This window comes from Dyadobacter sediminis (assembly GCF_005860765.1).
Taxonomy (GTDB): Bacteria; Bacteroidota; Bacteroidia; order Cytophagales; family Spirosomataceae; genus Dyadobacter; species Dyadobacter sediminis.
Genome location: NZ_VCEI01000032.1, coordinates 1 through 15,068 on the forward strand (window position 1 = coordinate 1; position 15,068 = coordinate 15,068).

Here is a 15,068-nt window from a genome sequence, read left to right on the forward strand (position 1 = left end):
CCGATTGGGAGTGCAAAAGTGCAACTTTAACCTTTTATACGCAAGTGCAGAACCAAAATATTGCTGAACTTTTTTCAAGATATTTCCTAACCCGTTGATAATCACATTTATTTAACGGAAAAGTTTTCTGAAATTTTTTAAAACAATCTTTCCTCACCATTAACCCCATCAAAACGCCCCAAACCGCATTTATATAAAATCCTTTCTGAGTCCAAAAACACAAAAAGGACCCTTGCCGAAGCAAGGATCCTTTTATAGAATCTATTGATCTATTTACGAACCGCATGCTTCGCAGCCTTCCGGATCGTCCAGCGAGCATTGCATATCCGCCTTATTGTCTCTTGGCGCAACAGGCTTTGCATGCTCTTCCGCATACTGAACATAATTTAACTCTTTCTCCGTTACAACAGCGGTTGCTGGCTCCAGCAAAACTTCTGCCTGCTTGCTTACAGTAAACTGAACCGGGTCGGAAGCCGCTCTGGTCCTCAAATAATACATGCCGGTTTTAAGTCCTTTTTTCCACGCATAAAAGTGCATGGAAGTAAGTTTACCAAAATTCGCTTCTTCCATAAAGATATTCAGCGACTGGGACTGGCAAATGAATGCGCCACGATCCGCTGACATGTCCAGCAAACTCCGTTGCTTGATTTCCCATGCCGTTTTATAAAGATCCTTGATGTTCTGAGGAATATTCGGAATCGGCTGCACCGAGCCGCTTGCACGGACAAGGTTATTTTTCATCTCTTCATTCCAGAGACCCAGTCTCACAAGATCTTTGAGCAAATACTTGTTGACAACCACGAATTCACCCGAAAGAACGCGTCTTACGTAGATATTGGATGTAAATGGCTCGAAACATTCATTGTTCCCCAGTATCTGGCTTGTTGAAGCTGTCGGCATCGGCGCAAGCAACAGGGAATTACGAACACCGTACTGAATTACTTCTTTTCTCAGCTTGCTCCAGTCCCAGCGATTGCTTCCAGGCGTGACACCCCACATATCAAACTGGAAAATTCCCTTTGAAATAGGACTTCCCGCCCAAGTCTCGTAAGGACCGTGTTGCATGGCCAGTTCCATGGACGCTTCCATGGAGCCATAGTAAATCGTTTCAAACACATCTTTGTTCAGCTGGCGCGCCTCATCCGAGTCGAATGGCATGCGCATCATGCAAAATGCATCCGCAAGTCCCTGCACACCGATTCCGATTGGCCGGTGTCTTTTGTTGCTTTTTTCTGCTTCCGGTACCGGATAATAATTCAGATCGATGATTTTGTTCAGGTTGCGTGTGATGACCTTTGTAATTTCATACAATTTTTTATGGTCAAAACGCATGTATCCGTCCGCACCTTGTTCAACGAACTTTGGCAATGCAATAGAAGCAAGGTTACAAACCGCAACTTCGTCCGGCGCTGTATACTCGATAATTTCGGTACAAAGGTTGGATGATTTGATCGTTCCCAGATTTTGCTGGTTTGATTTGCTGTTTGCATGATCCTTGTACAACATATAAGGAGTACCCGTTTCAATCTGCGATTCCATGATTGCAAACCACAAATCCTGCGCTTTTATCGTTTTACGTGCTTTGCCTTCCAGCTCGTATCTTTCATATAGTTTTTCAAATTCTTCACTGTGCGTATCCGAAAGGCCGGGGCATTCGTGCGGACAGAATAATGACCACGTATCGTTTGCCTCCACACGCTTCATAAACAAATCCGGAATCCACAACGCATAGAAAAGATCGCGGGCACGCTGCTCTTCTTTTCCGTGATTCTTTTTAAGATCAAGAAAATCAAAAATGTCCGAATGCCAGGGTTCCATATAAATAGCAAAAGAACCTTTGCGCTTTCCACCGCCCTGATCCACATATCTTGCGGTATCGTTAAATACACGAAGCATCGGAACAATACCGTTCGATTGTCCATTCGTACCTTTAATATAAGTACCCGTTGCACGCACGTCATGAATGCTGAGTCCGATTCCGCCGGCCGACTGTGAAATCAACGCACAGTTTTTAAGCGTATCGTAAATTCCGTTGATGCTGTCTTCTTTCATCGTCAGCAAAAAGCACGAAGACATTTGCGGCTTCGGAGTTCCTGCATTGAATAAAGTTGGCGTTGCGTGTGTAAACCATTTTTCCGAAAGCAAATGATACGTTTCAATCGCAGCCTGAATATCGTCCTGATGAATTCCGACAGCAACCCGCATGAGCATGTGCTGGGGTCTTTCTACGATTTTACCGTCTACTTTCAGTAAATAAGATTTTTCAAGTGTTTTATAACCAAAATAATCATAGGCATAATCACGGTCATAAATAATAGTAGAATCAAGCAGAGAAGCATGCTGACGGATTACATCATATACTTCCTTTGAAATCAGTGACGCATTTTCCCCCGTTTTGGAATCTACATACGTGTAAAGCCGCTTCATCGTAGCTGAAAACGACTTCAATGTATTTTTATGGAGATTCGATATTGCAACACGGGCAGCAAGAATGGCGTAATCCGGATGTTTCGTGGTCATGGAAGCCGCAGTTTCCGCAGCCAGATTATCCAGTTCGGCAGTCGTAACGCCGTCGTAAATGCCCGACACAACTTTCTTCGCCACTTCAATCGGCTGAATATAGTTGATATCAAGCCCGTAGCTCAGTTTCTCTATGCGTGCCGTCACCTTATCGAATTTTACAGATTCGCGGCGGCCGTCACGCTTTATTACATACATTGACATATAAGTAGATTGTTTAAAGGAAGTAAGTGATGTATACTATTGAAATTTCAAGTTCGTGAAGCCTTAAAATCTCTTGAAATAACATTAAATTAACATGAATCGCAACCTTCATTCCGGAGGCAAATTTTGTGTTATAGGGATAATGCAAATTAACTTTCAAGTAAGATTCTTATAGCTAGCCGATTACGAATACAGTATCTCTAAATTGATCACAAAAAATAATTTTAACTTTTTTCAGCATTAAAATTTGTAAACTTTTTTCAGTAACAACCTAATTTTTCTGATTAAAATTTTAACATTATTATCTATTGTTCAACTAGTTAGAATGAAAAAAAATGTTGCTGAAAAATTTTTTTTGTAAACTTTATTTTTCAGAGAAGATTTTTAGTTGCAAAACCTGCTATTTCAACTGCCGGTATTATTATAAAAAAACGTGTCAATATTTCAATGTTATGGATAAAAAAACTGCTGTTTCTTCAAGAAGGGATTTTGTAAAAAAGAGTGCCGGCATGGTTGCCGGTCTGGCTGCCGGCCCAACATTCGCTCAGGTTCTGACAACACAAAAACCGGACCCGCTTTATTCCTTGCAACTGGGCGTTTTTGCCGCTTACGACAAAGCTGATTTCCTTCGGGAATCCGGATGCAGTTATATAGAGGAATCGGTCGCCGGTTTTCTGATTCCTGCCGACGGAGACGTGCAGTATGCGAAAAATCTGGAACTGCTGCGATCCGAAAACTTCCCGATCAAATCGTATGTAATCCTGCTGCCCGGAAGCCTGAAAACACTTGGTCCCGACGCCAATCACGAAGCCATTCTGCAGCGCACGGAACTTGTACTGAAACGCGCAAAGGAATGCGGCTCACAATATGTTGTATTCGGAAGCGGCGGTTCCCGCGTAATTCCCGAAGGATACGACCGCAACAAGGCAAAGGCGCAGCATATTGAACTCACCCGGAAAATGGCGCCGCTTGCTGAAAAGTACGGCGTTACGGTTGCCATTGAACCTTTGAACCGCGGCGAAACCAATTTCATCAATAGCCTGGCCGAAGGCGTTGAAATCGTGGAAGCCGTAAAAAGCCCGAAAGTGAAACTGTTATGCGATATTTATCACATGCTCAAAGAAGACGAATCGCCGGATGAAATCGTGAAATACGGCAAGCATATTGTTCATTGTCACATTGCGGAAAAAGAAAACCGCACGCCACCGGGCGTAAAAGGGGATGATTTCCGGCCTTATCTCGGCGCATTGAAAAAAATAAATTACAAAGGCGGATTGTCCATAGAATGCTTTGTTTATACCGATTTTGAAAAAGAAGCAAGAAAAGGCATAGAAGTGCTTAAACAGCAGCTTAGTGAAGTGTAAACCGCCGTATCCTGTTAACATCAAAAAAGATAGCCTTCTTTTACTTGGTTTACACAATTAGAATTTTTACTTTTGCAATCCTTTTTGAAAATTGTATCGAAACACATAATACCATATACCAATGAAAAAAGATATTCATCCCAATTATAGAGAAGTAGTTTTCTGGGATTTATCAAGCGACTATAAGTTCATAACGCGCTCTACAATAGAAACCAATGAAACTGTTACTATGGAGGATGGCAAATCATATCCGGTGTACAAAGTTGAGGTTTCTTCTCAGTCACATCCATTTTATACAGGTAAAAACGTACTTGTGGATACAGCCGGACGTGTTGATAAATTCAGAAAACGTTACGGACAACAAAAAGAAGCGTAAATCTTCTTTTCAGCCTGAAGTTATTTTAATTAAGAACTCCTTGGCTGATCCGTTTGAAAATAATTACAAGAAGCAGTCTCCTGATAAAAGTCACAGGAGACTGCTTCTTTTTTTGTCCTGTCCGAAAAATGGGCGAACTTTGGCTGCACATACTTGTATAAAACATGCTCCATACCATTCTGTTTGACGATCCCGTAATTCGTACGCAGCTTTTACCATTTACATACACACGTCCGGTTGCAGCAATCCGCTGCGGAATTGAAAGAATTTTCGAAAAGTGGAATGATTGGCTGCAAACGGCTGCTTCTTTCCAGACGGCACCGTATCTAAACGCAAAATTTCCAATGAATGCTTCCGATGACAATCTTTTTATTAACGGCGGTTTATGCCCGGATGAAAAGCTGGTCGCAGCAATTCAGGATCTTGCATTGCATACAGTTCTGCTTTCGGAAAAGGGTGAAATACTTGCAGCAAGAAGTTCCGCCGACTGGCAGCCTTCCAATGAATACGGACAAATGAATACGGTGACTTATACCGAACCATTTACACTCATTAGAAATGTATGGGATATATTTGCACTTAATGGCGCACAGATAAAAGCTGATTTTGAAAGAATTACAGCAGGAAAACAGTCTGAACCGGTTACTGATCCTTTTACGCATTGTTATAATCCGGACCAGATTTTCATTGAAAGCGGAGCCGTGATCAAAGCAGCCGTGATCAATGCGGAAAACGGCCCCGTTTACATCGGACGCAATGCGTTGATTCAGGAAGGATCGCTTATTCAGGGTCCGTTTGCGATTGGCGAAAGTTCTGTGCTTGCGCAAGGTGCCAAAATACGGCCGAATACAAGCATCGGGCCATTCTGCAAGGTTGGTGGCGAAGTAAGTAATTGTGTCATTTTTGGTTACAGCAATAAAGGCCACGACGGCTATTTGGGAAATTCAGTTTTGGGCGAATGGTGTAATCTGGGTGCAAATACAAATAATTCAAACCTGAAAAATGACCATAGCAATGTAAAACTGCATAGTTATGCTTCCGGCTCGCTTGCTGACACCGGCCTGACTTTCTGCGGTTTGATGATGGGCGATTATTCCAAAGCCGGAATTTCCACGATGTTCAACACCGGAACGGTTGTCGGCGTAAGCGTGAATGTTTTCGGTTCCGGGTTTCAGGCCAAGCATACGCCTTCCTTTTCGTGGGGCGGCCATGTGGAAGGAACTTCGGAATACCGGTTTGAAAAAGCGCTTGCCGTTGCAAAAGATACCGCAATCCGGCGGGGAATTGATTTGAAGAAAGAAGATGAAGATATTTTGCAGTCCGTTTTTGAACAAACCCGAAATCAACGGATATTCTGACTGGCTGCTGCGTTGATCTATAAAAGACTAATCTAACCAAATCGTGCTTTTTAAAGATATTCCGGGACTTGAACATATAAAATCCACGTTGAGGCGCTCGGTAAATACCAGTCATCTTGCTCACGCCCAACTTTTTGATTCTGCTCCCGGCGGAGCCGGCCTGGCTTTGGCCCTTGCATTTGCCACTTACATAAACTGTGAAAACCGGAATGAGGCGGATGCATGCGGCGTTTGTGCTTCATGCTCCAAAATGGGCAAACTGATCCATCCCGATTTCCATTTTATCTTTCCGGTTGCCGCTTCCAAAAAAGCGGACGGCAAAAACAGTGAGGCTTTTTTAAATTTATGGCGTTCATTCCTGATAGAAAATCCATACCGCATACTTCCCGAATGGCTGGATTTTATTGGTTCGGAAAACAAGCAAGGCAATATTTCAGTAGAAGAAGCACGCGGTATTCTCGGAAAACTCTCGGTTAAGGCGTACGAAGGCGAATACAAGATTCTGCTGATCTGGAAACCGGATATCATGAATGCGTCGTCAGCCAATGCCATTTTGAAAATCCTGGAAGAGCCGCCTGCAAAAACTTTGTTTCTGCTCGTCAGCGATCAGTCGGACAAACTGCTGACTACCATTATTTCACGTACGCAGCGCATCGCAGTTCCGGCATTTTCCGACGATGAAGTCCGTACTTTCCTGAAATGGCAACATGTAAATGAAACAACAGCAACCCAGATCGCATACTTGTGCGACGGAAATCTTTCCGAAGCCTTGAAACTTGTTCAGGAAACCGAAGATGATCGTTCCGGCTGGTTTGCCACATGGATGCGCTCGTGTTACAAATACGACATTTCACATCTTGTCAAACTTGCGGATAATTTTGACGTCATGAACAAGGAAAGGCAGAAAGGATTGCTGGAATACGGGCTGCGGCTTTTCAGGGATATGCTCGTCTGGCGCGCGGGTGCGGGCGAATTATTGCGTGTTCCGCAGGAAGAACTTACTTTCGTTCAGAATTTTTCCAAAACGGTCAGCTTTGAAGCACTTGAAAGAATGATTGAAGAAGTAAATCTTTCCTATTATCATGTTGAGCGAAATGTAAGGGCCAAAATGGTTTTTCTTGACTTGTCGCTTATCGTTGCTCAATTCTTTCAACGCTGATGAAAAATCCTCTTGAAACAATCGGAGCTACGGACGTTGTGGACTTTCCTGACCTTGGCTGGAATGAAGTGCCTGTGCGTATCGATTCCGGTGCGGCCACTTCTGCCATTCATTGTTCGAGAGTGAAACTGGTCAAAGAAGGAGAAACTGTAAAGCTGCATTTTTATCTGGATACCCGGAAAGGAGCGCCGCAGCAATTGTTTTCTGTTACCGATTTTAAGGAAACAGTCATCCGCAATTCTTTCGGAAAAGAGGAAAAACGGTATGTGATCAAAACCGGCATTCGAATTTTCGGAAAAAAGATACGGGCTGAATTTTCACTCGCCAATCGCCGCAAAATGAGGTATCCGGTACTTCTCGGAAGAAAATTCCTGAAAAACCGTTTTATCATCGATGTCTCGCAGCAAGATCTTTCGGCTAAAAAGCATTCTAAATAAATTTATTAAAATGGCAGATTTACTGCTTTTGCCTTCCACGCATTTCCATTATTCAGAGCTTATATGAAAATCGCCGTATTATCCACTAATCCAGACCTTTATTCCACAAGGCGTTTGGTGGAGGCAATTAAACAAAGAGGCCATCAGGCAGTCGTTATTGACCATATAAAATGTTTTGTAATGATTGAAGGCGGAAAACCCAGCGTTGTATACAAAGGAAAACCGATCACCGGAATCGATGCGGTTATTCCCAGGATCGGAACTTCCGTAACTGCTTTCGGCTGCGCTGTTGTGCGTCAGATGGAACTGATGAAAATATTTACAACCGTAAAATCGCAGGCGATTCTGCGTTCGAGGGACAAATTGCGGAGCATGCAGGTGCTGGCGAAATCCGGCGTTGATATTCCTAAAACGGTATTTGCCAAGAACCCTTCGCAAGTAAATGAACTGATCCATATGGTGGGCGGCCCGCCGGTCATTATCAAACTGCTGGAAGGAACGCAGGGCGTAGGCGTTGTTCTGGCAGAAACCATTAAAGCTGCGAAATCCACAATCGAAGCATTTTACGGATTAAGAGCAAATTTCCTGATACAGGAATACATTGCAGAATCAAAAAGCGCGGACATACGGGCATTTGTAATTGGAAATAAAGTCGTTGCAGCCATGAAACGCCAAGGCGCAGAAGGCGATTTCCGCTCCAATCTGCATCGCGGCGGAGAAGGTTACATGATCGAGCTGACGCCGGAAGAAGAACATACGGCGATTTCTGCGGCCAAAGCATTGGGAATAAAAATAGCAGGCGTGGATATGCTTCAGTCCGACCGGGGCCCGTTGGTCATGGAAGTGAATTCTTCACCGGGTTTAAGAGGAATTGAAGAGGTCAGCGGGATTGATATTGCAGCACTTATTGTTGCTTATATTGAAGATAAAATTGTTACAGACGAGAATGATACCGTAGGTGTCTGACGTAAAAAGTTTTGAATCATGCATATAAAAATAGGAACACGCGGAAGTAAACTGGCTCTTTGGCAGGCACATTATGTTGAGGCGCAGTTACAAAAAGGCGGAATAGAAACCGAAATCGTCATTATTGAAACAAAAGGAGATAAAATCCTTAACCGATCCTTGTCCAAAATCGGCAGCAAAGGCGTTTTTACACAGGAACTGGAAGATCAGCTGAAAAACGGCAGCATTGATATAGCCGTACACAGCGCCAAGGACTTGCAGTCACAGCTGGATGAAGCCTTTGAAATTATTGCTTATACGGAAAGAGAGAAAGCCAATGACGTGCTGGTCAGTTTTGACACGAATCTTTCTTTGAAAAGCGGAGAAGTATTTGTTGTCGGAACTTCATCGACGAGAAGGATTGCCGTTTTAAAACATTTTTATCCGCATATTCAAATTGTGGACATGCGGGGAAATCTGCAGACGCGCCTGAGAAAACTGAATGAAGGCCACTGCAATGCATTGCTGCTTGCTTACGCCGGCGTTCACCGAATGGAATACGACGATAAAATTGCCGAACATCTTTTGCTGGACGAATTTACACCGGCCGTAGGACAAGGCAGCGTTGCCATTGAATGCGCTGTTGACTTATCCGAAGAAAAAAAATCCATACTGAAAGAACTGCTGAATGATAAACATACCGAAACCTGTCTGCGTACGGAAAGGGCATTTCTGAAACGTCTTCAGGGCGGATGCAGCATTCCGGTTTTTGGTATGGCCACGCTGGACGGCGAGCAAATTGATATAACTGGCGGAATCATCAGCCTGGATGGCAAAGAATTGATCCGGAAAACGCAAACCGGATCTTCTCAATTTCCTGAAGAACTGGGAACGGCATTGGCGGATGAATTACTGGAAGCAGGCGCTGAAAGGATATTGAAAGAAATTAGAGAGCAAATACCCGTTAGATAAATGAACATCGCCACTTGGTCAACGCAGTAGAAATGTAAAGTAAAGAGTTCATATCATTGCAGATAACCATAAATATACTGCGATGAAAAAGATCACTTATTTAATTTACTTTTTAATAGCTGGATTGGTTTCTGCATGCTCATCCGATAAATCTCATGATGTGGCGCCTAAGCCAGACATGAAAGCACTAGTTGGCAAGTACCAACTAACACCGGATGAATCAGCCAGACGAAATGAGTCACGCATATGGACGATAACCAAGATTGATGATAGCCATGTTGACGTTAAAGAAAACCTAACAGCGGATCTTAACAGCAAGAAACCTAAAATTACAAGCCGTATTTTAAAAAATGTCTTGGTATTAGGATTGGAAACATCCGGTTCTGTCTTAAAAATAGACTCAGATTTTGAAGATCCAGAATTCCTGAAAGACGGAAAGGGTAGTTATAAAATAGCTGGAAATGGTACTGTTCAAACTAATACATTGATTGCTTCGCTGTCGTTTCGGGATTTGAGCATAAAAGAAAACAACCCACAGCTGCATCAAGAATTTATGGAATTCGAAAAGATAGAGTAAAACAAGAAAAGCCCGGCATTTTATTGCCGGGCTTTCTGGTTACAGGTTTTTAGGAATATTGATGTTTTAGTTTCTTTTTGGCAATGAATCCGCAGGCGTAGCCGGTTTTACCGGAAGTGCCGTTGAATCCGGCTTTACGGGTGTGACTGGCAATGCCGGTTTTGCTGTGCTGTCTGGACGGGCAGTCGAATCCGGCATTGCAGGAATAACGGCCGGCTTTGCAGTCGAATCCGGAGTTGCTGGAACAATAGCTGGTCTTGCTGTAGAGTCCGGCGTAAAAGTTGCGTTTGGTGTTACAGTTGAATCCGTTCTTACACCTTGCATTCCTTGCTGCATTGGCGTTGTCGGCCTTCCTGCTCCGTCGGTTCTTGGTGCCATTGCCGGAGCTCCGGGCCTTACTGCCGGTACTGTAATGGCAGGCTGAGCATTTTGTGCACCTCCGCCACCGCCGGCATCCATTCCGCCGCTTTCGCTTTTCTGGTCATCATTGTTAACGGATTTTCTTCGGCGTGTTTTCTGCTCCACAAATGTCATTTTACCCAAACGGTAAGAGAAATTAATTCTGAAACCTCTGTTGAACAAATAATTGGTGTTCGTCTGTGTAAAGGTGCTGGATTCCAGGCTGGTTTTCATTTTGAAAGAAGGAGCCAGGAAATTTTCCATTCCGAAACCGATGCTTCCGCGCTTGTTGGTAAAATCTTTCTTGATCCCCAGGTCATACATACGGAAACCGGCCTGGCTTCCCTGCAACTGAACATCCCGTCCTCTGATAAATCCGCCGCCCTGCAATCCCCAGCCATTCCGGATCGTAAGACTTGTTCTGAAACGGCCGCTTACGACAAAACCGGTGTTTGAAGCGGATAAAGAAGGATCGGGGCTGTTGTTGGAAAGATCTGCATAGTATGCGTCAAATCCGCCGCCAACCTGCCATTTCTTGAAAAATGTCATATTTCCGAATACATTGACACCATAATTCTTTTTGGAACCGATGTTGCCATAAGTTGTGGTGATTACACCTTGTTCGCTCGTTGTACGGATGCTCTCGATCGAATTGTTTGTAAAACGGGCAAACGTGGAAACATTCACATAAAGGGAATTTTTGAAAAAGCTGGTTCCCAGTTCCACCTGATCCGTAAGCTCCGGTCTCAGCTGCGGATTGCCGACGGTGACGTTCAGCGGGTTGGCTGCATTTCGGTTAGGGTTTAGGAATTGAATGCCGGGACGCTGCAAACGGCGGTTGTAGCCGAGTTTGAATGTCTGCCCTTTGGCAAATGTTTTGGAAAGATTCAGGCTTGGAACCAGATTGCTGTACGCCGGAATATTAAGATTGCCTTGTTCTCCCTGTGAGGCATCAATACTCGTATACTCGTACCTTGATCCCGCCTTGACCGTAAATTTGTTTTTGGTCGTATAAGTATAGGAAAAATAACCGGCTGCCACATTCTGATCGTAGTTCAGGTTACTGGCCGCCTGCGGGGTAGTAATGGTATTGTAATAATCGAAGTTACTCACCACCTGACGGAAAATTCCTTTACCTCCTACTTCAATCAACTGATTATCCTTGATCGGCGTCTGATAATCGAGCTGAACTGTACTTTCCTGATTATGACTGGAATTGTTGTTTCCCTGTATTCCAAGCAGTTCGCGCAACTGATTGTTATTCAATGAATACACATCGGCATCATAGTCATTTGTACGGTTGTTACGGCTGTACTGCGTTGATATGCTCAGTTCCTGTTGCGGCTTGCTCAGTGTTTTGATATAATCCACATTGACATCCCACGTTCCGGAAAGATCTTTGGTGCTTACATCCCTGAAATTGGTAGTTGTTGCGCCGCTGCTCTGCGTATTGAATGTAGACAGTTCCTGTGTATTTCTCATGTTCCTCATTCCGTAACGTACGCCGGCAGAAAGCGAGGTTTTGGAATCAATCTCATAATCCCAGCCGAAATTATAGGAACCGAAAGCCATTTTATTGTCCGTATCGCTGGTCTGGCGAATGGAGAACGGGTTCAGTTTACCAACCTGAAGATTTTCATATTTGCCCGGCATGTTGTAATTGAACCTTCCGAAACCGCCCAGGCTGAATCCCATTTTTCCAACCCGGTAATTTCCTCGAAGGCCGAGGTTGGAACCTCTGTTGCCTATACCCGTATCCAGATTCAGCGTCCCGCCCTGAATGGTGCTCTTTTTAGTAACAATATTGATAATCCCCGCAGAACCTTCCGCATCGTATTTGGCCGATGGAGACGTAATGACTTCCACCGATTTGATCATATCTGCAGGAATCTGCTTCAAAGCGTCCGCTACGCTCGTGGCGATAATGGTTGAAGGCTTGTTATTGATCAGAACCCGCACGTTGGAACTTCCTCTCAGAGAAACATTCCCGTCAAGATCCACTGTAAGCATCGGCACTTTTTTCATGACATCGGAAGCGTCGCCGCCTTTGCTTGTAATGTCCTTTTCGGCGTTATAAACCAGACGGTCTACTTTTTCTTCCACCATTTGTGCCATTCCGACTACTTCCACTTCTTTCAGCTGCACTACATCCGGACTCAGTACAACAGAACCCAGATCAAGGTCCGTTTTGCGGTCTATTTTAATGTCATTAATGGTTTTTGTTTTATATCCGATGAAGGAAATCAGGATTTTGAAATTTCCGGAAGCCACTTTGACGAGTGAAAATGCTCCTTTTTCATCCGTTGTCGTTCCGTCAATCGGATTGTTTGTTTTGATATCGACCAATGCAAGCGCTGCAAATTCAACGGGTTTTTTGCTGACGGAATCAACCAGAATACCCCGGATTTTTCCATTGCCTTTTGGTGAATCTTCTGCCGTTCCGGGAATTACGGTCTGCCGTTGTCTTTCGCCTCCGCGCTGGAAATCACCGCCTCCGCCCGGAAACTGTGCATAAGCCGTTGACGTAAAACCAATAAAAATGATGAAGAGCGAGTTTCGTAAAAAGAGTTGCATGGTTTCTGGTCTCTAATGATGTAATTATCGAATTTCAAAATAACCACCATTTTAAGTGATATGAAAAGACAATAGACAGAAACGACGGATGTGCCGATCAACGGGTGATTCTACACGATTAAGATGTCGAAGTAATCTTTGGAATCAGTAATATAACGGCAAAGCGTACTTATAGATCTTGTCAGGCCGCAAAATGCCATACTGCCATTTTCCTAAATAAGCTTTATAGATTTCAGCAGTTAATCAGTCGGTATTTGAGTTCCTTTGATCGATTTGGTTAGGCACTTTGATATATTCCGTGTAAGATTGTGAATGCATGCTGCGTTTAAGCACATTGAAACTAACAAATTCCCAATGAACTCACGTAACGTTAAAAAATATCCTCCGTTTGTTCTGCATCTTTTAGGATGGAGTTTTCTGGTTATGTTTCTGATGTGGCAACCGCTAAGCTGGCAAATTCAGTTTCCGATGTCTTTCTGGATAAAACAAACGGTTCTTTTTGCGCTGCTGATCACCATATTTTACCTTAATTACTACTTCTGGTTTCCAAGATTTCTTTCGAAAAACAGATATGTACGTTTCATTCTGCTGAATATCGTGTCAGTAATCATGCTTGCAGTCGTCATTGAACAGGTCAAAATCCTTATCAATCACGGCGAACAAATGGACCGCGCTTTCCGCATTGCGCGAGAAGCAAACGGTGACAAGAAACAGCACGACAAACTTGATTATTTCGCATTGCTTACTGCCTTGATGATTATCGGGTTAAGTACGAGTATAGCAGCCGTACGCAGCACGCAGCTTGACAAACAATACCGCCAGAATCTGGAAAAGGAAAAGATCAATTCAGAACTTTCATTTTTGAAAGCGCAGATCAATCCGCATTTCTTTTTCAATACGCTCAATAATATTTACGCACTCACCGTCATCGACGTGGAAGCGGCACGGGAAGCATTGCACAAGCTATCGCGCATGATGCGCTACGTATTGTATGAAACGCAGCACGGAACCGTTTTACTGAGTCAGGAGATTGCTTTTGCACAGGATTACATTCAGCTGATGCAGCTGAGGCTTACGGATAAAGTTACGGTTCATCTGGATCCGCCCAGTCCGCTTCATGACGTTTCCATTGCGCCCATGTTGTTTTTGCCTTTTATCGAAAATGCATTCAAACACGGTGTAAGCGCAGTTCAGCCAAGCAGGATCGACATTCAGATCCGTCAGGATCATCACAAGATTCATGTAGAAGTAAGAAATACCTTGTTTACAGATAAAAGAGCCATTCTGGATGAAAGCAACGGAATCGGGCTGGTGAATACACAGCGGAGACTGGATTTATTGTATCCGGGAAAATATCAGCTCGAAGTGACTGAAAACAAGGAAGACAAAGAATTTGAAGTACATCTGGAACTGGAAACGGCATGAGTATACTAAAATGCATTGCGGTGGATGACGAGCCGCTTGCGCTGGGCCTTGTTTGTGCTTTTATTGACAAAACCCCTTTTCTCTCGCTTGAAGGCCGCTATTCCAGTGCCGTTGAAGCATTGCAGTATATTCAGAACCAGCAGGCCGATATTCTGTTTCTGGATATTCAGATGCCGGATCTCACAGGAATTGAACTGGCAAGAATTCTTGAAAAATCAGGAACGCGCGCCCCAAGAATCATTTTCACAACAGCCTTTAACCAATATGCGCTGGACGGCTTCCGAGTGGACGCACTTGACTATCTCCTGAAACCCTTTAATTATGAAGAATTCCTGCGTGCGGCGTCCAGAGCGCAGGCGTATGTGGAACTTCTGCAAAAAGCTTCGTCGGCCGGCCCAGCGGAACCCAAAGACGAATACCTTTTCCTGAAAGTGGAATATCAGTTGCTCCGCATCGCATACGACGATATTCTTTATATGGAAGGGCTTAAAGACTACGTAAAAGTCCATCTGAAATCCGATTCCAAACCGGTACTTTCACTCACAAGCCTGAAAGCGCTTGAAGAAAAACTGCCCGTTTCCAAATTCATGCGTGTACACCGTTCCTTTATTGTAAATCTGGACAAGATCAGTGCGGTAACCAGAAACACGATTCAGATCGGGACAATCACCATTCCTGTCAGTGATCAGTACAAGGAAGGTTTCAGTCAGTTTCTGAGCAAATGGATGTAATTGCAGGATTGTTACGTGTAGTCATGT

The 15,068-nt window shown here is 43.8% G+C and carries 12 protein-coding genes; 10 read left to right on the forward strand and 2 right to left on the reverse strand.

Features of this window, described 5'->3' with window-relative positions; genetic code table 11:
• Positions 1 to 273: 273 nt before the first annotated feature.
• A complete protein-coding gene (locus FEM55_RS24145) occupies positions 274 to 2,718 on the reverse strand; it encodes a ribonucleoside-diphosphate reductase subunit alpha (protein WP_138284126.1) in 2,445 nt (814 codons plus the stop codon).
• A gap of 458 nt (positions 2,719 to 3,176) precedes the next feature.
• Here FEM55_RS24145 and FEM55_RS24150 point away from each other — a divergent pair, with 458 nt between their 5' ends.
• The 8 genes from FEM55_RS24150 to FEM55_RS24185 all read left to right on the forward strand — a co-directional run bounded on the left by FEM55_RS24150 (position 3,177) and on the right by FEM55_RS24185 (position 9,912).
• A complete protein-coding gene (locus tag FEM55_RS24150; protein WP_138283910.1) occupies positions 3,177 to 4,088 on the forward strand; it encodes a sugar phosphate isomerase/epimerase family protein in 912 nt (303 codons plus the stop codon).
• Positions 4,089 to 4,209: 121 nt separating this feature from the next.
• Entirely contained in the window at positions 4,210 to 4,464 is a 255-nt protein-coding gene (locus tag FEM55_RS24155; protein ID WP_138283913.1) for a type B 50S ribosomal protein L31, read from the forward strand.
• 164 nt (positions 4,465 to 4,628) lie between these two features.
• The gene (locus FEM55_RS24160) at positions 4,629 to 5,822 is read left to right on the forward strand and encodes a putative sugar nucleotidyl transferase (RefSeq protein ID WP_138283915.1); all 1,194 of its coding nucleotides are present in this window, start codon (positions 4,629 to 4,631) and stop codon (positions 5,820 to 5,822) included.
• Between the two features lie 43 nt (positions 5,823 to 5,865).
• Entirely contained in the window at positions 5,866 to 6,981 is a 1,116-nt protein-coding gene (locus FEM55_RS24165) for a DNA polymerase III subunit (RefSeq protein WP_138283917.1), read from the forward strand.
• Positions 6,981 to 7,418 (forward strand): ATP-dependent zinc protease family protein, encoded by a 438-nt coding sequence (locus FEM55_RS24170; RefSeq protein WP_138283920.1) that lies wholly within the window; start codon positions 6,981 to 6,983, stop codon positions 7,416 to 7,418. The genes FEM55_RS24165 and FEM55_RS24170 overlap by 1 nt, the downstream gene beginning before the upstream one ends.
• A gap of 63 nt (positions 7,419 to 7,481) precedes the next feature.
• On the forward strand, positions 7,482 to 8,384 hold the full coding sequence (gene rimK / locus FEM55_RS24175) for a 30S ribosomal protein S6--L-glutamate ligase (protein ID WP_138283922.1): 903 nt from the start codon (positions 7,482 to 7,484) through the stop codon (positions 8,382 to 8,384).
• 18 nt (positions 8,385 to 8,402) lie between these two features.
• Entirely contained in the window at positions 8,403 to 9,335 is a 933-nt protein-coding gene (gene hemC, locus FEM55_RS24180) for a hydroxymethylbilane synthase (RefSeq protein WP_138283925.1), read from the forward strand.
• Between the two features lie 82 nt (positions 9,336 to 9,417).
• Positions 9,418 to 9,912 carry a hypothetical protein gene (locus FEM55_RS24185; RefSeq protein ID WP_138283927.1) on the forward strand — a complete coding sequence of 165 codons (495 nt, stop codon included), beginning with the start codon at positions 9,418 to 9,420 and terminating at the stop codon, positions 9,910 to 9,912.
• A 66-nt stretch (positions 9,913 to 9,978) separates the two neighbouring features.
• Here FEM55_RS24185 and FEM55_RS24190 read toward each other — a convergent pair whose 3' ends face one another.
• Positions 9,979 to 12,885 (reverse strand): TonB-dependent receptor, encoded by a 2,907-nt coding sequence (locus FEM55_RS24190; protein ID WP_138283930.1) that lies wholly within the window; start codon positions 12,883 to 12,885, stop codon positions 9,979 to 9,981.
• A gap of 354 nt (positions 12,886 to 13,239) precedes the next feature.
• Between FEM55_RS24190 and FEM55_RS24195 the strand changes: the two genes are divergently transcribed.
• Together FEM55_RS24195 and FEM55_RS24200 are read left to right on the forward strand one after the other, a co-directional pair.
• Positions 13,240 to 14,310 carry a sensor histidine kinase gene (locus FEM55_RS24195; protein WP_138283933.1) on the forward strand — a complete coding sequence of 357 codons (1,071 nt, stop codon included), beginning with the start codon at positions 13,240 to 13,242 and terminating at the stop codon, positions 14,308 to 14,310.
• Positions 14,307 to 15,041 carry a LytR/AlgR family response regulator transcription factor gene (locus tag FEM55_RS24200; protein ID WP_138283936.1) on the forward strand — a complete coding sequence of 245 codons (735 nt, stop codon included), beginning with the start codon at positions 14,307 to 14,309 and terminating at the stop codon, positions 15,039 to 15,041. The genes FEM55_RS24195 and FEM55_RS24200 overlap by 4 nt, the downstream gene beginning before the upstream one ends.
• Positions 15,042 to 15,068 lie beyond the last annotated feature (27 nt).

Coding starts and splice junctions, on each gene's coding strand:
- FEM55_RS24145 (WP_138284126.1), bottom strand. CDS start 2,718: ATGTATGTAATAAAGCGTGACGGCCGCCGCGAATCTGTAAAATTCGAT.
- FEM55_RS24150 (WP_138283910.1), top strand. CDS start 3,177: ATGGATAAAAAAACTGCTGTTTCTTCAAGAAGGGATTTTGTAAAAAAG.
- FEM55_RS24155 (WP_138283913.1), top strand. CDS start 4,210: ATGAAAAAAGATATTCATCCCAATTATAGAGAAGTAGTTTTCTGGGAT.
- FEM55_RS24160 (WP_138283915.1), top strand. CDS start 4,629: ATGCTCCATACCATTCTGTTTGACGATCCCGTAATTCGTACGCAGCTT.
- FEM55_RS24170 (WP_138283920.1), top strand. CDS start 6,981: ATGAAAAATCCTCTTGAAACAATCGGAGCTACGGACGTTGTGGACTTT.
- rimK (WP_138283922.1), top strand. CDS start 7,482: ATGAAAATCGCCGTATTATCCACTAATCCAGACCTTTATTCCACAAGG.
- hemC (WP_138283925.1), top strand. CDS start 8,403: ATGCATATAAAAATAGGAACACGCGGAAGTAAACTGGCTCTTTGGCAG.
- FEM55_RS24185 (WP_138283927.1), top strand. CDS start 9,418: ATGAAAAAGATCACTTATTTAATTTACTTTTTAATAGCTGGATTGGTT.
- FEM55_RS24190 (WP_138283930.1), bottom strand. CDS start 12,885: ATGCAACTCTTTTTACGAAACTCGCTCTTCATCATTTTTATTGGTTTT.
- FEM55_RS24195 (WP_138283933.1), top strand. CDS start 13,240: ATGAACTCACGTAACGTTAAAAAATATCCTCCGTTTGTTCTGCATCTT.
- FEM55_RS24200 (WP_138283936.1), top strand. CDS start 14,307: ATGAGTATACTAAAATGCATTGCGGTGGATGACGAGCCGCTTGCGCTG.